Below are 14,016 nucleotides of genomic sequence, written 5' to 3'. Positions count from 1 at the left end.
CGTCCAGATACATGCGGTGCGGACCGGTCGGCGAAGGGCTCCGGACAGGGCCGGGCGACGGGTCGTCAGGTGGGCGGCGCGGGCGGGCGTCAGGTGGGCGGCGTGGCCGGGAGGGCGATCGCGAACGTGGTGCCCTCGCCGACGGAGCTGAGGATGTCGAGCGTCCCGCCGTGGGCCTCGACGACCGCCTTGGTGATCGCGAGGCCCAGACCGACGCCGGGGATGGCACGCCGGGTCGCGGTCGTCGCCCGGAAGAAGCGTGTGGTCAGTCGGCTGAGCTCGTCGGGCGCGATGCCGATGCCGGTGTCCGAGACGGCCAGGCGCGCGCCGCCGTCGAGCACGGGCGCGCACTCGACGACGACCCTGCCGCCCGCGGGCGTGAACTTCAGGGCGTTGGAGATGAGGTTGTCGACGGCCTGGGAGATCCGCTGGGCGTCCGCGACGGCCGGCGCGGACTGCGCGGCGACCTCGAGGACCACCCCGGACTGCTCGGCGACCGGCGCCGCCGACACGACCGCGGCGCGCACGACGTCCGCGAGGTCGACCGGCAGCGGGGCGATCGCGAACGTCCCGGCGTCGACCTGGGCGGTGAGCAGCAGGTCGCCGACGAGCCGCAGCTGGCGGCGGGCGTTGCGCTCGATGACCTCGACGTACTCGCGCTGCTCGTCGGTGAGCGGGTCGGTGCCGTCCTGCAGGAGCTCCAGGTAGCCGAGCACCGAGGTCAGCGGCGTGCGCAGCTCGTGGCTGACGAGGCTGACGAACTCGTCCTTGAGCCGGGCCGCCTCCTGCTCCTCGGTGATGTCGGTGGCGACGACGACGTAGCCCGAGACGCTCCCGTCGGCCTCCGTCCGGCGGGTCACCGCGAGCCGGACGAGCACCTGCGAGCCGTCCCTGCGCTCGTAGGTCCAGTCCCGGATCTCCGGGCGGCCCGCCAGCGCCGGTGCGACCAGCGGGGCGAGCAGCGCCATCGGCTCGTCGACCGTCGAGGCGTCCTGGAACAGCTCCCGCCGGCGGGCGTCGAGCTCGTCGCGGACGTGGAAGTCGGTGAGGCGCATGCGGTGCACGACCTCACCCTCGGCGTACCCGAGCAGGTGCTCGGCGCCGGCGTTGAACACCTCGACGAGGCCGGTGGCGTCGGTCGCGATGATCGCCTGCTCGGTGGCGGAGTCGATGACGGAGATCAGCTGGTCGCGTGCGGCGCGCCGGGCGTTCGCGACCCGCGCGAGCTCGCGGGCGTCGGCGCGGGTGCGTTCGAGGAGCGCCTCCTGCGAGGCCCGCAGGGTGTCGATGGACGCGGTGCGGGCCCGGAGCCGGTCGGTGATCTCGTCGACGGTGACGGCGATGACGACGCCGACGAGCGCGAGGTAGAGGCTGCGGATCACGAGGTTCGCCGAGATCGGCACGTCCGGGTCGAAGACGACGGGGAGCAGGACGACACCGATCATGCTGACGGCGACGATGAAGACGCCCCGGCGACCCGGCTGGGCGGCCAGTGCGATGACGGGCAGGAAGACCATCGTCGTGCAGTACGAGCCGACCCCGCCCGTGCCGTCCCGGACGAGCGCGACGGCGAGGATCTGCAGGATCGGCAGCACGTCCTGCGCCGCGACGGGCCACCGGCCCCAGGGCAGGACGCGGGCGAGCACGGCTTGGGCGACGACGACCACGACGGACGCGACGACGGACCCGGGACGGGTGACGGGCACGGCCGGGGACAGCGTCGTGAGGACGCCGATCGTGTAGACGAACAGGAACGGCAGCTGGCGCTCCACGACCCCGGCGTCCGGGCCGAGGAACCGGCTGATCCTCACCAGGTAGCGGGAGCCCCCCTCGGAGAGGTCGTCGCGCACGCCCCCGGGCAGCACGCCGGCCGCGCCGGCCGCGCCGGGTCCGCCCGCCGGCGGACGCACGACCGGCACCTCGCCGCTCATGCGCTCCCCCCGCCCGACCAGGCCGGCACCGCCGTGTCGAGCGCGTGCCGCACCCCCGCGCCCGTGAAGGGCTTCGGCAGCACCGCGTCGACCACCGGGTAGTCCTCCGGGTCGAGCACCGACGTCACCACGACCGGCAGCCCGGGGCGGTGCTCGTGCAGCCGCCGGATGAGCGCCCACCCGTCCATGCCGGGCAGCCGCAGGTCGACGAACGCGACGTCGACGGCGAGGTGGTCGTCGTCCGCCAGCGCCTCCTCGGCGCTCACCACGGCGACGACGTCGCAGCCCGCGCGGCGCAGGTGCGTGGTGAGCAGGGCCAGCTCGTCGGCCTCGTCGTCCACGACGAGCACCCGCACGCTCACGCGACGACCCCGTGCAGCAGCAGCACCACGACCGTGACCGCCGCCGCGACCAGCCCGAGGAGCAGCAGCCGCCGCTCCCACCGGGCGTTGTGCCGCGTCTCGTCCTCGAGCGCGTCGGCCGTCAACGTCGCCCAGCGGCGCTCGTCGTCCGTGCTCATCCCATCACCTTGCCCGTCTTCACGGTCTTGTCCCAGACCTGAGAGGCCCCCTGCCACTCCTTGACGTACGCGTCCAGCGTGATGGCGCAGAGCACGGGCCCGAACCCCACCACGTACAGCAACGGCTTGGTGAGCCACCGGACGGCGCCCACCCCTTCGACCGTCTTGACCAGCCACGCGAGCCCCATCGCCAGGACCGTCCAGGTGTACAGCAGCAGGGTCCACAGCACGAGACCCGTCGGGCTCAGGCTCAGGCCGAACCAGCCGGGGACGGTGGTCTCCCAGAACCCGGGGAACCAGGCGGCGACCATGACGACGAGCGCGCCGAGGCCCGGGAACGTCAGGCCCTCGAGCCACGACCGGCGGGCGGTGTCGGGGTCGATCAGCAGGGTCATGGTCGTGATGAAGACGTACGCGACCACGGCGACCCACCACAGGCCACGGAACACCTGGGTCGCCGCGACGGCGTCCGACACGTACAGCCCGACGAGCCCGACCGCGGCCAGGGTCATCGCGACGGGCAGCAGGTAGATGGAGAACCAGATGACCCCGAACTCGACCGAGCCGAGCCGGTGAGCGCGCGACGGGCGGAACCACACGCGCCGGAACCGCCGGGTGATGTGCACGTTGCCGCGCGCCCAGCGCACCCGCTGCTTCCACAGGGCCCGCACCGAGTCGGGCTCCTCGGCGAGCACGACCGCGGCCCCGTCGAACACGACGCGCCGCCCGTCGAGCTGCGTGAGGAACGTGGTGAACGTGTCCTCCGCGAGGGTGGACGTGTCGATCCGGCCGCCGACGGCCTCGAGGTTCGCGCGCGAGTGCAGCTGCGCGCCGCCCGCGAGGCACGCCATCGCGCCCATGACGTTCTGCGCGCGCCGAGCCGCCGCCTGGGCCGTCACGTACTCGTAGCCGATGAACCGGGCCACGGCCCCCGGGCGTGCGCTGCCCTCGCGGATGAACGCCGTCACGGCGCCGACCCGCTCGTCGGCGAGGTGGCGGGTCATGCGGCGCAGCGAGTCGGGCCGGTAGATGACGTCGGCGTCCATGATGAGCAGCGCCTGCATCCAGTCGTCCGCGAGCGCGACCTGGATCCCGTGGTTGAGGGTGTGCGCCTTGCCCTGGCCGCCCTGCTCGCGGCGCAGGTGCACGACCTGGCCGGGGTACTGCGCGGCCTTCGCCAGCACCACGTCGGGGGTGTCGTCCGTGGACGCGTCGTCGACGACGTACACGCGCAGCCGGTCGGCCGGGTACTCGAGGTGCATGAGCCGGTCGAGCGACGCCCCCAGGACCGCACCCTCGTTCCATGCGGGCACCACGATGACGACGTTCGGCAGGTGGGGCCGCGAGCGGGACAGGTGGTTGCGGAACGCGTGCACGGGCACGAGCAGGTACTGGTAGACGCCGGCCAGGACCGGCACGACCCCGAGGCCGACGAGGACGACGAAGAGCGCGACGAGCGCGGCGCGCCACGTGTCGTTCACCGGCGCCCGTCCACGTCCCCAGGAGCGGGCCCGGACCTGACGGGGCTCAGCCACGTGTAGACGCCGACGTCGGTCGCGACGTGGGCGTCGGTCGACGCGACGAGCTCGACGCCCGCGCCCCACCACCGGGCGACGACCCGTTCGCCGGGGCAGCGCCACTTCTCGTTGACCTCCACGGGGGTCCCGGTCGCGACGGCGACGTCCGCGAGCGCGTCGAGGAGCTCGTCGGGCACGTCGTCCTCGGTCAGGCCGATCTTGGGCAGCAGCGAGAACGGGTGCGCGAGCTGCGCGCGGCCGACCCGGCGGACCGCGCGGATCGTCGCGGTGACGAGCATCTCGACGGCGTCGGGCGGCGCGAACCCGTCCTCGATGAGCTGCGTGACGACCCGCGGGCTCCAGGGGCCGTCGGTGCCGGGGAACTGGTGGTCGGCGAGCAGGACCCGGTCGGCGCCGTGGCCGGTGCCGAGCGCGGCGAGCACCTCGGGCGGGGCGTCGACGGCACCGCTCGCGTCGAGGATCTTCGCCTCGACGCCGGTGAGGACGGTGAGCCCGTCGACGGGCGGCAGGGCGCGCACCACGGACAGGAAGTCCGGGACGTACGTGGTGGTGAGCCGGACGTGGTCGACCATCCGGATCGTGTCGAGGCCGGCGGCGACGGCGGCGGCGAGGTTCTCGGCCGGTGTGCTGACGGCGTCGTCGGAGAACGACGAGTGCACGTGGTGGTCCCCGCGCAGCGACGGTGGCCGGGCGTCGACGGGCGACGACCTGGGTCCGGGCACGGCGGCCATCAGCCGGGCAGGATCTCGTCGACCGGCAGGAACACGTCCTCGAGGTACCGGACGTTCGCGACCTCCGCGAAGTCGACGTGGTCGGGGACCGGGCGGCCGAGCACGGCGTCGAGCGTGAGGGACGGCATGTCGACGCCCGACGCGATGGTCAGCGGCATCGCCCCCGGGAAGCGGGGGTTGACCTCGAGGAGCGCGGGCCGCCCCTCGGCGTCCCGCTTGAGCTGGATGTTCGCGACGGTCGTGAGGCCGATCGCGCGGGCGACCGCCGACGCGGTCTCGACGAGCTCGTCGTCGTGCACCGTGACGCCCGCGACGGCCACGCCGGAGTCGACCCGCAGGCGGGCGCGCGGCACGGCCGCGACGACGTTCCCGTCGAGCCCGGCGAGCACGTCCACGGAGAACTCGTCGCCCGGCAGCATCTCCTGGACGAGCAGGTCCTCGTCGGAGTGCACGGCGTCCAGCTCGGCGGCGGTGAACACGGTGCGCACGCCGCGCGAGCCCGCCCCCCGGCGCGGCTTGACGATCACCGGGAAGTCCCAGCCGGACACCGCCTGCGGGGTCCCGACGAGCTCGGTGCGGGGCACCCGCACGGTCCGCTCGCACGCCCGCGCGAGGGTCAGCTTGTCGAGGCACGTCTCGAGCGTGCGCAGCGCGGGCGACGCGAGCACGGTGCCGTCCGCGGCGAGCTCGTCCCGCACGGCCGCGAGGCGCGGCAGCTCGACGTCGACCGTGGGGAACAGCACGTCGATGCGGTCGTCGCGGCACATCTGCCGGACGGTGTCGACGAAGTGGTCGGCGCGCCCGGCCGGGACGAGCCGGCGGTACGCGGGCGGCACCAGGTAGATGGCGCTCGCCCAGCGGTCCATGTCGGCGGCGAACACCTCGACGTCACCGCGGCGCAGCAGCGACCGGATGACGGCGACCCCGGCGGGGCCGCCTGCACCTGTGACCAGCACCCGCGTCATCGCACCGTCCCGTCGTCCGCCCGTCCGTGGCCCTTGCTGGTCGCGCTGGTGGTGCTGGTCGTGGTGGTCGCGCTCGCGGTCCTCACGTCGGGACGCCGTGCTCGCCGGGGCACTGCGCCTCGGACGCGACCGCGATGCCCGCGACGCCGGCGGTGGAGGTGCGCCCGACGAGCATCGCGGCGGCGCGGACCGTCTCGAGCGGCTCCGCGTAGTGCCCGGTGCCGAACCGCGACCAGTACCGGGCGGTCGCCCGCACGAGGTCCGGCTCCATGTAGTCGCGATGCGCCTGCGAGGAGAACGCGGCGAGCATGTCGAGCTTCGTCTCGACGAACCCGTCGACCGGGACGAACCGGGTGGGGCGGAAGTCGACCGTGCACGACGGGCTCTGGAAGCAGGCGAGCACGGGCACCTTGCGGGCGGCGATCTCGACGGCCTGGTGCACCGCGCGGTGGTCCTGGTGCCAGTCGTGCGACGAGTGCGTGTACACGATCGTGGGCGCGACCTCGCGGATCGTCTCCTCGATCGTCGTGGTGAGCCCCGCCGCGGGGTCGAGGCGGGTGTCCTCGAAGTCGTGCAGGTACAGGCGGGCACCGATGACGGCCGCCGACGCGAGGGCCTCGTGCCGCCGGGCGTCCGCGTCGCCGCCGACCGCGCCGCCGGAGAGCGTGAGGATGACGACGGTGTCGCCGACGGCCCGGTGGGAGGCGAGTGTCGCGCCGACGCCGATCTCGACGTCGTCGGGGTGCGCGCCGATCGCGAGCACGACGTCGCCGGGGCCGGCGGACTCGCGGCGTCGACGGCCCTCGACGGCCAGGGCCGTGATCTTCTCGAGCAGGGTCGCCGCGGCGACGGGCTTCACGAGGAACTCGTCGGCGTCGCGGCGCAGGGCCTCGACGGCGTAATCGACGCTCGCGAAGGCGGTCATGACGGCGACGGGGACGCCCGCGGCGCGGGACCGGAGCTCGCCGAGCAGGTCGAGCCCGCTCATGCCGGGCATCTGGATGTCGGTGAGGACCACGTCGAACTGCCGCCGCGCGACCTCCTCGAGCGCCGACATGGGCTCGTGGGCCACGGTGACGTCCATGCCGCCGCGCCGGGCGAGCACGGTGCGCACGTACAGCGCGGTGTCGACGTCGTCCTCGACCACCAGGACCCTGATCTGCTCGTCGGCCACGGCACCGACCTCCCCACGTGCCCGACGTCCGGACGTGACTCACGCTAACCGGATGCCTGGGGCGACGCGCATCATGAGAGGTTCCGGGCGGTTCGTGCCACCGTGAGACGACCGGGAATAGCTGCGGGGGGTGCCCGGTTGGAGCGGCAGTACATGCAAACGCATGAACCTGAGGACGTCAGGGGCGGCAGCCCCGGACGAGACGAGCGAGGCGCACCATGCAGTTCGGCATCTTCACCGTCGGCGACGTCACCACCGACCCGACGACCGGCCACACCCCGGACGACACCGAGCGCGTCCGCGCGATGCTGACCATCGCCCAGCACGCCGACCAGGCCGGCCTGGACGTCTTCGCGACCGGCGAGCACCACAACCCGCCGTTCGTGCCCTCCTCCCCCACGACGATGCTCGGCTACCTCGCCGGCTCGACGAAGAACATCGTCCTGTCGACCGCGACGACGCTCATCACCACCAACGACCCGGTCCGGCTGGCCGAGGAGTACGCGATGCTCCAGGTCATCTCCGACGGGCGGATGGACCTCATGATGGGCCGCGGCAACACCGGCCCCGTGTACCCCTGGTTCGGCCAGGACATCCGGCAGGGCATCCCGCTGGCCATCGAGAACTACGCGCTGCTGCGCCGCCTCTGGGAGGAGGAGGTCGTGGACTGGCAGGGCAAGTTCCGCACGCCCCTGCAGGGCTTCACCTCCACCCCGCGCCCGCTCGACGGCGTCCCGCCGTTCGTCTGGCACGGCTCCATCCGGTCCCCCGAGATCGCCGAGCAGGCCGCGTACTACGGCGACGGGTTCCTGCACAACGGGATCTTCTGGCCCATCGAGCACGCCGCCCAGATGATCGGCTTCTACCGGCAGCGCTTCGAGCACTACGGGCACGGCCAGGCCGACCAGGCGATCGTCGGGCTCGGCGGCCAGGTGTTCATGCACAAGAGCTCGCAGGAGGCCGTCAAGCAGTTCCGGCCCTACTTCGACGAGGCCCCCGTGTACGGGCACGGCCCGTCGCTCGAGGAGTTCATGCGGGACACGCCGCTGACCGTCGGCAGCCCGCAGCAGGTCATCGACCGGTACGGCGCCATGCGCGACAAGATCGGCCACTACCAGCGGCAGATGTTCCTCATGGACCACGCCGGCCTGCCCCTCAAGACCGTGCTCGAGCAGATCGACATCCTCGCCGAGGACGTCGTGCCCGTGCTGCGTCGTGAGGCCGAGGCCGCCCGTCCCGCGCACGTCCCCGCGAACCCGCCGTCGCACGCCGAGCGCGTCGCCGCCGCCCGGGCCGCCGGCACCCTGCCCGTCGCCGCCGTCACCGCCACGGACCACTGGACCGGGCGGACCGCGGAGGACGACGTGGAAGCCGCCGACGCGGTCACGCGTTGAGCAGTCAGAACGACCACCCCAGCGTCAAGGAAGAAGGACCGATGAGCGACCGCACGATCGTCGTCATCTCCGCCGGCCTCAGCCAGCCGTCGTCCACCCGGCTGCTGGCCGACCGGCTCGCCGAGGCGACCGTCGCCGAGCTCGCCGCACGGGGCATCACCGCGCAGGTGCAGACCGTGGACCTGCGGGACGTGGCCCACGAGATCGTCAACATGACCCTCACGGGCTTCCCGTCGGGCGACCTCGTCCCCGTCCTGGAGCAGGTCGCGGCCGCCGACGGCCTCATCGCCGTCACGCCGGTGTTCTCCGCGTCGTACTCCGGGCTGTTCAAGTCGTTCGTCGACGTCCTCGACAAGGACGCGCTCGTCGACCGGCCCGTCCTGCTCGGTGCGACGGGCGGCACCGGACGGCACTCGCTCGCGCTCGAGTACGCGATGCGGCCCCTGTTCGCCTACCTGCGGGCCGACGTGGTGCCGACCGCCGTGTTCGCGGCGACCGACGACTGGGCGACCGCCGGCGGCGACGACGCGAACCCGCTGCCCGCCCGCATCCGCCGGGCCGGACGGCAGCTCGCGGAGGAGGTCGCCGACCGCGAGCCGTCCGCCCCGGTCGGCCTGTACGACGCGGTCCCGTCGTTCGAGCAGCTCCTCGGCGGCAGCTGAGAGCCCAGGCCACGGACGCAGGAGGGGCGAGGAACCGGTACCGGGTCCTCGCCCCTCCGTCGTGCGGTCAGAGCTCGGGCAGGCCGCCCCGCGCCGACCACTGCGGGGTCAGCGTGAAGCTCGCGCCCGGGGCGGCCGGGTCGACGTCGAGCTCCTGGTCGGCCAGCGCGACGGACGCGCCCTGGTCGACGTACACGCGGGCCGTGCCGTCGGTCACCACGTCGTCGCCCGGGGCGGGGCGAGCGACGAGGGCGAGCTCGAAGCCGCCCGCCTCCTGCTCGGCGATGCGCAGACCGCCCGTGTCGTCGGGCAGACCCGCCTGGTGGGTGAGGTCACGGACGGTCGAGCGGGCGTTCTCGGTCAGGGTGAGCACAGGCGCTCTCCTCTCCTCCGGGGGGACGCCACCTCGAAGGGCGGCGCCGTCGGACGCTCCACCGTCACCACCGTCACGCGCCGGCGGCAACCCGGGCCCGGTGGGCGAGACATCGTGTGAAGACCTCGGGCGACGGGGTGCGACGGCCCTGCGGGGGCACTACGGTCCGCGCCCGCGGCTGCGGGGGTGGCGGGCCGTCGCTACCGTCGGACGATGCCCATCCCGCACTGGGTCACGGCCGTCAACCGGCGGTTCACCAACCCGCTCCTCGGCAGGCTCTCGGACGACGTCGCGCCGTTCGCGACGCTGCACCACGTGGGCCGCGCGTCGGGCCGCCGGTACCGCACGCCGATCATGGCCTTCCCGACGGCGCGCGGGTTCGCCGTCGCCCTGACGTACGGGCCCGACGTGCAGTGGCTGCGCAACATCGAGGCCGGACAGCCCGCGCGGCTGGTGCGGCGGCGACGCGTGTATGCCGTCGCGCACCCGGTGCGGCACCACGGGGAGGACGGGCTGCGGCTGGTGCCGCCGTGGACGCGGGCGGCGCTGGGGCTCATGCACGTGGACGACGTGGTCGAGCTGGACGTCGTCGACCCCGACTGACCGCGGCGGGGACTGGGCCGGGAGCCGCGCCAGGGACCGGGCCCGGGACCGGGGCCAGGGGCCGGGGCCGGGCCACCGCACCATGCGCCCCGTGCCGTTGCGTGGTGAGCGTGACATCCGGCACAATTCCGACAATCAGGACACCGCGCGGGGGCGGGGGCCGTCGATGACGCGCAAGACGGACGACGGATGGCAGGACATCCGGCTCGCGGTCGTGCTCAGCGGCGGGGTCAGCCTCGCCGTGTGGATGAGCGGCGTGGTGCTGGAGCTCCACCGGCTCACGCTCGCGAGCCGCAGCGACGAGCGCAGCCCGTACTCCGACCTGCTGGGCCTCATCAAGGCGACGGCAGAGGTGGACGTCGTCGCAGGCACCTCGGCCGGTGGCCTCAACGGCGCCTTCCTCGCGCTCGCCCAGGCGCGCGGCACCGATCTCGACTCGCTGCGCGACCTCTGGCGGGACCACGGCTCCCTGGCCGCGCTCATGCGACCGGCGCTCGCGAAGAACCCTCCGTCCCTGCTGCAGGGCGACGCGTACTTCCTGCCGAAGATCGAGCAGGCGATGCAGACGGTCGCCCGCGGCCGCCAGGTGGAGCCCGGCTTCGTCGACGCCCAGCCCAGCAGGCACCGACCGATCGACCTCATCCTCACGGGCACGCTGTGGGACGGGCACGCGACGGTGTTCAGCGACGACCTCGGGGCCGCCCTGGCCGAGCGCGACCACGACGCGACATTCCACTTCAGCGGGACCGCCGGGGCCATGAAGGTCGACGGGCCCGGGTCGACGGCACCGACGCTCAACGACCCGCAGGTCGTCCGCTGCCTCGCCCGCGCGGCCCGGTGCTCCGCCTCCTTCCCCGGCGCGTTCGAGCCGCACTGGGTCGACGTGTCGTCCGCTGACCGGACGTCGCCGGACCGTTGGCGGACGACCGCCGGTACTGCGACGTTCTCCACCTCCCAGTTCGTGGTGGACGGCGGGGTGCTGCGGAACAAGCCGATCCGCCCTGCCCTCCAGGCGATCTACCGCCGGCCCGGGGCCCGACAGGTGCGGCGGGTCCTGGCGTACGTCGTGCCGTCCGCCGGCGAGCCCGTGCCGCCCGACCAGCGGACCGGCGGACCGACGTCCGGGCAGGAGGCACCCGCGGCCCGGCCTGCAGGGGCAGGGGTAGCGGCAGGGGCACCGGCAGCACCGCCCGTCGCCGCCCCCGCCTCGCCCATGGCCGCGGACGTCCTGCTCGGGGTGGTCAGCCGCCTCCGGAGCACCGACTCCGTGTCGGCCGAGCTGCGGGAGATCCGTGACCGCAACCGCGCGGTGCGGCAGAGGCGTCGAAGCCGCGCCGCGCTCGTCATGGCGCTCACGCCGGGCGACGACGACACGGTGCTGGTGTCGCCGATCGCCGAGGCCGTCTGGGCCAGCTACCGGGCCGAGCGCCACGCCGACGCCGCCCACACGATCGCCGGTCTCGTCCACGCGGGCCAGCCGCAGGGCGCCGGCCCGGACGCGTGGAGCGAACGCGAGCTCGCCGACGCGGTGCTCAGGTACGTCCAGCGGTGCGGCAGCCTGCCGTACGTCCCCGAGGGGACGCTCGAGCAGGCGGTGCGGGCCGAGGGCGCCGAGTGGCGCTGGGGCCAGACGACCGTGAACCGGCTCGCCGACATCACCGTCGACGTACTCAAGCGGGCCGTGTGGCTCGCAGGCGGCACCCACCTCGCCCCGCGCGTCGTCAAGCGACGCCGCGCACTCATGACGTCGCTCGACACGATCGCCAAGGAGCGCGACTCCCTCGTGCGGCGCTGGTCGTCGACGCCGACGACGACCCGGCTCCCGCGGCCCGTCCGGTCCGGCATGTCGGGCAGCACGAGCAGGGCGGGATCCTCGGGCCAGGCCACCCCCGGGTCGTCCTCCTCCGCGCTCAACGTCCACGCGCTCGACACCTGGTTCGCCCAGCGGATCCCCGAGTGGGACGCCCAGGGGGCGAACGGCACGCCGGGTGCGGACGCACGGCACGCCGCGCTCCACGCCCAGGCGCTGGACCTCGCGAAGCACCTCGCGGAGTCCGGTGACGTGCTCTCCGACGTCGTCCGCGGCGAGTCGTCGGTGGACCCCGACCACTCGGAGCGCGACGAGCTCGGACGGATCGTCCGCTGGCTGGTCCCCGGGTCCGACCCGCAGCAGGTCCTGGCCCGGATGCTCCAGCTCGACGTCATCCAGATGGCGACCGGGGGCGCCCTGCAGGTGGCCGAGCAGGAGGTCGAGCTCGTCCAGGTCTCGTGCAGCGACCCCGAGACCGTCACCGGGTTCCAGCTCAACCACTTCGGCGCCTTCTACCGGGCGTCGTGGCGGCTCAACGACTGGATCCAGGGGCGGCTCGACGGCAGCACCCAGGTGATCCGGCTCCTGCTGGCGCCCGAACGGCTCCGCCAGCTGTCGACGAGCAGCGACCAGGTGCTCAAGGCCGTCGAGGACATCGTCACCGCCGGAGGCCTCGACGCGGACTGGCGGGACTCGCAGTGGAAGGCGGTCAAGGACGACGTGCGCGCCGAGATCGTCGCGGCCCTGGACCCCGGCTGCTCCGGCGTCGTCCTGCAACGGACCGCCGAGGCGCTCGCCTGGGCGGTCCAGATCGACGCGTTGCGCGCCGACCTGCCGGAGCTGGTGCGGGCGATCCGCGCCGAGGGCGACGACGCGCCGCCCGCGAGCCGCCGGTGGATCGGCGAGCACGGGCCGCAGATCATGGCGAAGAAGCCGTCGTGCTCGGACCTGTGGCGCGCGGCCCAGGCGATGCGGGCGATCGGCGGGGAGCGCCTGCTCGACGACCACGGGTCGGACTCGTTCGCGACCACGGTCGCGCACGCCGCGGCCCTCAGCACGTCCCTCGTCCGCCTGCGGGCCGACAAGGGCTACCTGCGGCCCGTGCGGTTCGTCATGTCCGCGCTGCGTGGGTACACGGGCACCCTCTGGGTGTTCGTGGGGCTCCTCAGCCGCAAGAGCTCGTTCGGCCGGCACGCCGTGCTCATGGCGACCTCCGCCGGGCTCGTGCTCACGGCGCTCGGGTTCGTCGTCCCGGGCATCCCCGTCACCTTGACCCTCGTCGGGGTGCTCGCCACTCTCGCGGGCGTCAGCGCGGCCGCGCTCTACGCGCACCAGCGGGCGCTCGCCGTGCGGCTCTGGATCGTCGCCGGCCTGGCGGCCGCCGGGCTCGCAGTCCTGGTGCGGCGGGACCCGCAGGCCTTCCTCACCACGGTGATGACGGGGCTCATCGCGGTCGGCGCGGTCGCTGTCGGATGGTTCCTCGCCTGGCCGTTCGAGCGACGGCCTCGGCGAAGGAGCCGTGGCCGCTGACCGGTCCGCGGGTCGTGGGTGAGCACGGCGCGCCACCGCCTCAGACGACACCCCGACGCTCGCCGGTCACCGCGGCGGAGACGGTGTGGCCCGACCAGAGCCTCGTGTCCGTGCACCCCTCCGCGCAGTGCATCCCGCACGCCGGGCAGACCCACAGCGTGTGGTGCCGGTCGAGCGTGCAGCCGCACGTGACGAACCGCTCGGACGGGCGGCCCGGACCGTTCGTCGTCCAGCGGTGGCCCGCCGGGCACGCGGCCGGTGGCACACGCACCCAGCCGCGCGGCGTCTGCTGCCACTTCGACCAGTCGACCACCCGCACCATCGAACAAGTGTACGAGTGGCGCGGGATGCCGGGCATCGCCACCATGGGTGACATGACTCCCGGCGGGATGGACGAGGACGACGTGCGCCGGCTCGCGCTCGCGCTGCCCGACGTCACCGAGCGGACCAGCTGGGGGCGGCCGGCGTGGTTCCACCACCACATGGTCGCGAGGATGTGGGACGACGACCGCGTCACGGTGCGCGTCGAGGACGACGGGGAGCGCCGGGCGCTCGTCGAGCAGGAGCCGGACCTGTTCCAGACGACCGACCACCACGCCGGGACCGCGTACCTGCTGGTCAGGCTCGCGGCGGCCGACGAGGAGACGCTGCGGGCCGTGCTCGCGGAGTCGTGGTGGTGGGCGGCCCCGCCGTCGTGGCGGCGGACCCGGCCGGAGATGGGACCGCCGGCCCCGTCGTGAGCGAGGCGGCGGGCGCACCCGGAGGGTCCTCTGTCCCCGGGTGCG

General features: G+C 74.0%; 14 protein-coding genes. 5 read left to right on the top strand and 9 right to left on the bottom strand.

Translation table 11 applies throughout. The features are described from left to right. Positions 1-89 precede the first annotated feature (89 nt). The 7 genes from Cch01nite_RS22990 to Cch01nite_RS22210 all read right to left on the bottom strand — a co-directional run bounded on the left by Cch01nite_RS22990 (position 90) and on the right by Cch01nite_RS22210 (position 6,859). Positions 90-1,931, bottom strand: coding sequence for a sensor histidine kinase (locus Cch01nite_RS22990; protein ID WP_203758709.1), 1,842 nt, complete (start codon positions 1,929-1,931; stop codon positions 90-92). Next, entirely contained in the window at positions 1,928-2,293 is a 366-nt protein-coding gene (locus Cch01nite_RS22235; protein ID WP_203758708.1) for a response regulator, read from the bottom strand. Before Cch01nite_RS22235 ends, Cch01nite_RS22990 begins: the two co-directional genes overlap by 4 nt. Beyond that, positions 2,290-2,451 carry a hypothetical protein gene (locus Cch01nite_RS22230; protein ID WP_203758707.1) on the bottom strand — a complete coding sequence of 54 codons (162 nt, stop codon included), beginning with the start codon at positions 2,449-2,451 and terminating at the stop codon, positions 2,290-2,292. Before Cch01nite_RS22230 ends, Cch01nite_RS22235 begins: the two co-directional genes overlap by 4 nt. Continuing rightward, positions 2,448-3,932 carry a glycosyltransferase family 2 protein gene (locus tag Cch01nite_RS22225; RefSeq protein ID WP_203758706.1) on the bottom strand — a complete coding sequence of 495 codons (1,485 nt, stop codon included), beginning with the start codon at positions 3,930-3,932 and terminating at the stop codon, positions 2,448-2,450. The genes Cch01nite_RS22230 and Cch01nite_RS22225 overlap by 4 nt, the downstream gene beginning before the upstream one ends. Then, positions 3,929-4,720, bottom strand: coding sequence for a PHP domain-containing protein (locus Cch01nite_RS22220; RefSeq protein WP_203758705.1), 792 nt, complete (start codon positions 4,718-4,720; stop codon positions 3,929-3,931). The genes Cch01nite_RS22225 and Cch01nite_RS22220 overlap by 4 nt, the downstream gene beginning before the upstream one ends. Next, complete coding sequence (locus Cch01nite_RS22215) at positions 4,720-5,685, bottom strand: ATP-grasp domain-containing protein (RefSeq protein ID WP_203758704.1); 966 nt, start codon at positions 5,683-5,685, stop codon at positions 4,720-4,722. Before Cch01nite_RS22215 ends, Cch01nite_RS22220 begins: the two co-directional genes overlap by 1 nt. An 82-nt stretch (positions 5,686-5,767) precedes the next feature. Continuing rightward, a complete protein-coding gene (locus tag Cch01nite_RS22210; RefSeq protein WP_203758703.1) occupies positions 5,768-6,859 on the bottom strand; it encodes a response regulator in 1,092 nt (363 codons plus the stop codon). A 218-nt stretch (positions 6,860-7,077) separates the two neighbouring features. Here Cch01nite_RS22210 and Cch01nite_RS22205 point away from each other — a divergent pair, with 218 nt between their 5' ends. Further along, complete coding sequence (locus Cch01nite_RS22205; protein ID WP_203758702.1) at positions 7,078-8,253, top strand: LLM class flavin-dependent oxidoreductase; 1,176 nt, start codon at positions 7,078-7,080, stop codon at positions 8,251-8,253. 41 nt (positions 8,254-8,294) lie between these two features. Beyond that, the gene (locus Cch01nite_RS22200; RefSeq protein ID WP_203758701.1) at positions 8,295-8,915 is read left to right on the top strand and encodes an FMN reductase; all 621 of its coding nucleotides are present in this window, start codon (positions 8,295-8,297) and stop codon (positions 8,913-8,915) included. A 67-nt stretch (positions 8,916-8,982) separates the two neighbouring features. Here Cch01nite_RS22200 and Cch01nite_RS22195 read toward each other — a convergent pair whose 3' ends face one another. Next, positions 8,983-9,288: an iron-sulfur cluster assembly accessory protein gene (locus tag Cch01nite_RS22195; protein ID WP_203758700.1), complete on the bottom strand. Its 306-nt coding sequence runs from the start codon at positions 9,286-9,288 to the stop codon at positions 8,983-8,985. A 213-nt stretch (positions 9,289-9,501) separates the two neighbouring features. On the opposite strand from Cch01nite_RS22195, the gene Cch01nite_RS22190 reads away from it, so the two are divergent. After that, positions 9,502-9,891: a PNPOx family protein gene (locus Cch01nite_RS22190; RefSeq protein ID WP_203758699.1), complete on the top strand. Its 390-nt coding sequence runs from the start codon at positions 9,502-9,504 to the stop codon at positions 9,889-9,891. A gap of 166 nt (positions 9,892-10,057) precedes the next feature. Further along, positions 10,058-13,231 (top strand): patatin-like protein, encoded by a 3,174-nt coding sequence (locus tag Cch01nite_RS22185; RefSeq protein WP_203758698.1) that lies wholly within the window; start codon positions 10,058-10,060, stop codon positions 13,229-13,231. A 40-nt stretch (positions 13,232-13,271) separates the two neighbouring features. On the opposite strand, the gene Cch01nite_RS22180 is transcribed toward Cch01nite_RS22185, so the two are convergent. Next, on the bottom strand, positions 13,272-13,553 hold the full coding sequence (locus Cch01nite_RS22180) for a hypothetical protein (protein ID WP_203758697.1): 282 nt from the start codon (positions 13,551-13,553) through the stop codon (positions 13,272-13,274). A gap of 7 nt (positions 13,554-13,560) precedes the next feature. Here Cch01nite_RS22180 and Cch01nite_RS22175 point away from each other — a divergent pair, with 7 nt between their 5' ends. Further along, on the top strand, positions 13,561-13,971 hold the full coding sequence (locus Cch01nite_RS22175) for an MmcQ/YjbR family DNA-binding protein (RefSeq protein ID WP_203758696.1): 411 nt from the start codon (positions 13,561-13,563) through the stop codon (positions 13,969-13,971). Positions 13,972-14,016: the final 45 nt, after the last annotated feature.

It is taken from the genome of Cellulomonas chitinilytica (genome assembly GCF_016862675.1).
In the GTDB taxonomy this organism is placed as follows: Bacteria; Actinomycetota; Actinomycetes; order Actinomycetales; family Cellulomonadaceae; genus Cellulomonas; species Cellulomonas chitinilytica.
The sequence above is the reverse complement of the archived record's forward strand: the minus strand, read 5'-3'. Positions and strand labels throughout refer to the sequence as shown.

Bases quoted from the DNA above. Each gene is read 5' to 3' on its own strand.
- Cch01nite_RS22990 (WP_203758709.1), bottom strand. From the start codon at position 1,931: ATGAGCGGCGAGGTGCCGGTCGTGCGTCCGCCGGCGGGCGGACCCGGC.
- Cch01nite_RS22230 (WP_203758707.1), bottom strand. From the start codon at position 2,451: ATGAGCACGGACGACGAGCGCCGCTGGGCGACGTTGACGGCCGACGCG.
- Cch01nite_RS22220 (WP_203758705.1), bottom strand. From the start codon at position 4,720: ATGGCCGCCGTGCCCGGACCCAGGTCGTCGCCCGTCGACGCCCGGCCA.
- Cch01nite_RS22215 (WP_203758704.1), bottom strand. From the start codon at position 5,685: ATGACGCGGGTGCTGGTCACAGGTGCAGGCGGCCCCGCCGGGGTCGCC.
- Cch01nite_RS22205 (WP_203758702.1), top strand. From the start codon at position 7,078: ATGCAGTTCGGCATCTTCACCGTCGGCGACGTCACCACCGACCCGACG.
- Cch01nite_RS22200 (WP_203758701.1), top strand. From the start codon at position 8,295: ATGAGCGACCGCACGATCGTCGTCATCTCCGCCGGCCTCAGCCAGCCG.
- Cch01nite_RS22190 (WP_203758699.1), top strand. From the start codon at position 9,502: ATGCCCATCCCGCACTGGGTCACGGCCGTCAACCGGCGGTTCACCAAC.
- Cch01nite_RS22185 (WP_203758698.1), top strand. From the start codon at position 10,058: ATGACGCGCAAGACGGACGACGGATGGCAGGACATCCGGCTCGCGGTC.
- Cch01nite_RS22180 (WP_203758697.1), bottom strand. From the start codon at position 13,553: ATGGTGCGGGTGGTCGACTGGTCGAAGTGGCAGCAGACGCCGCGCGGC.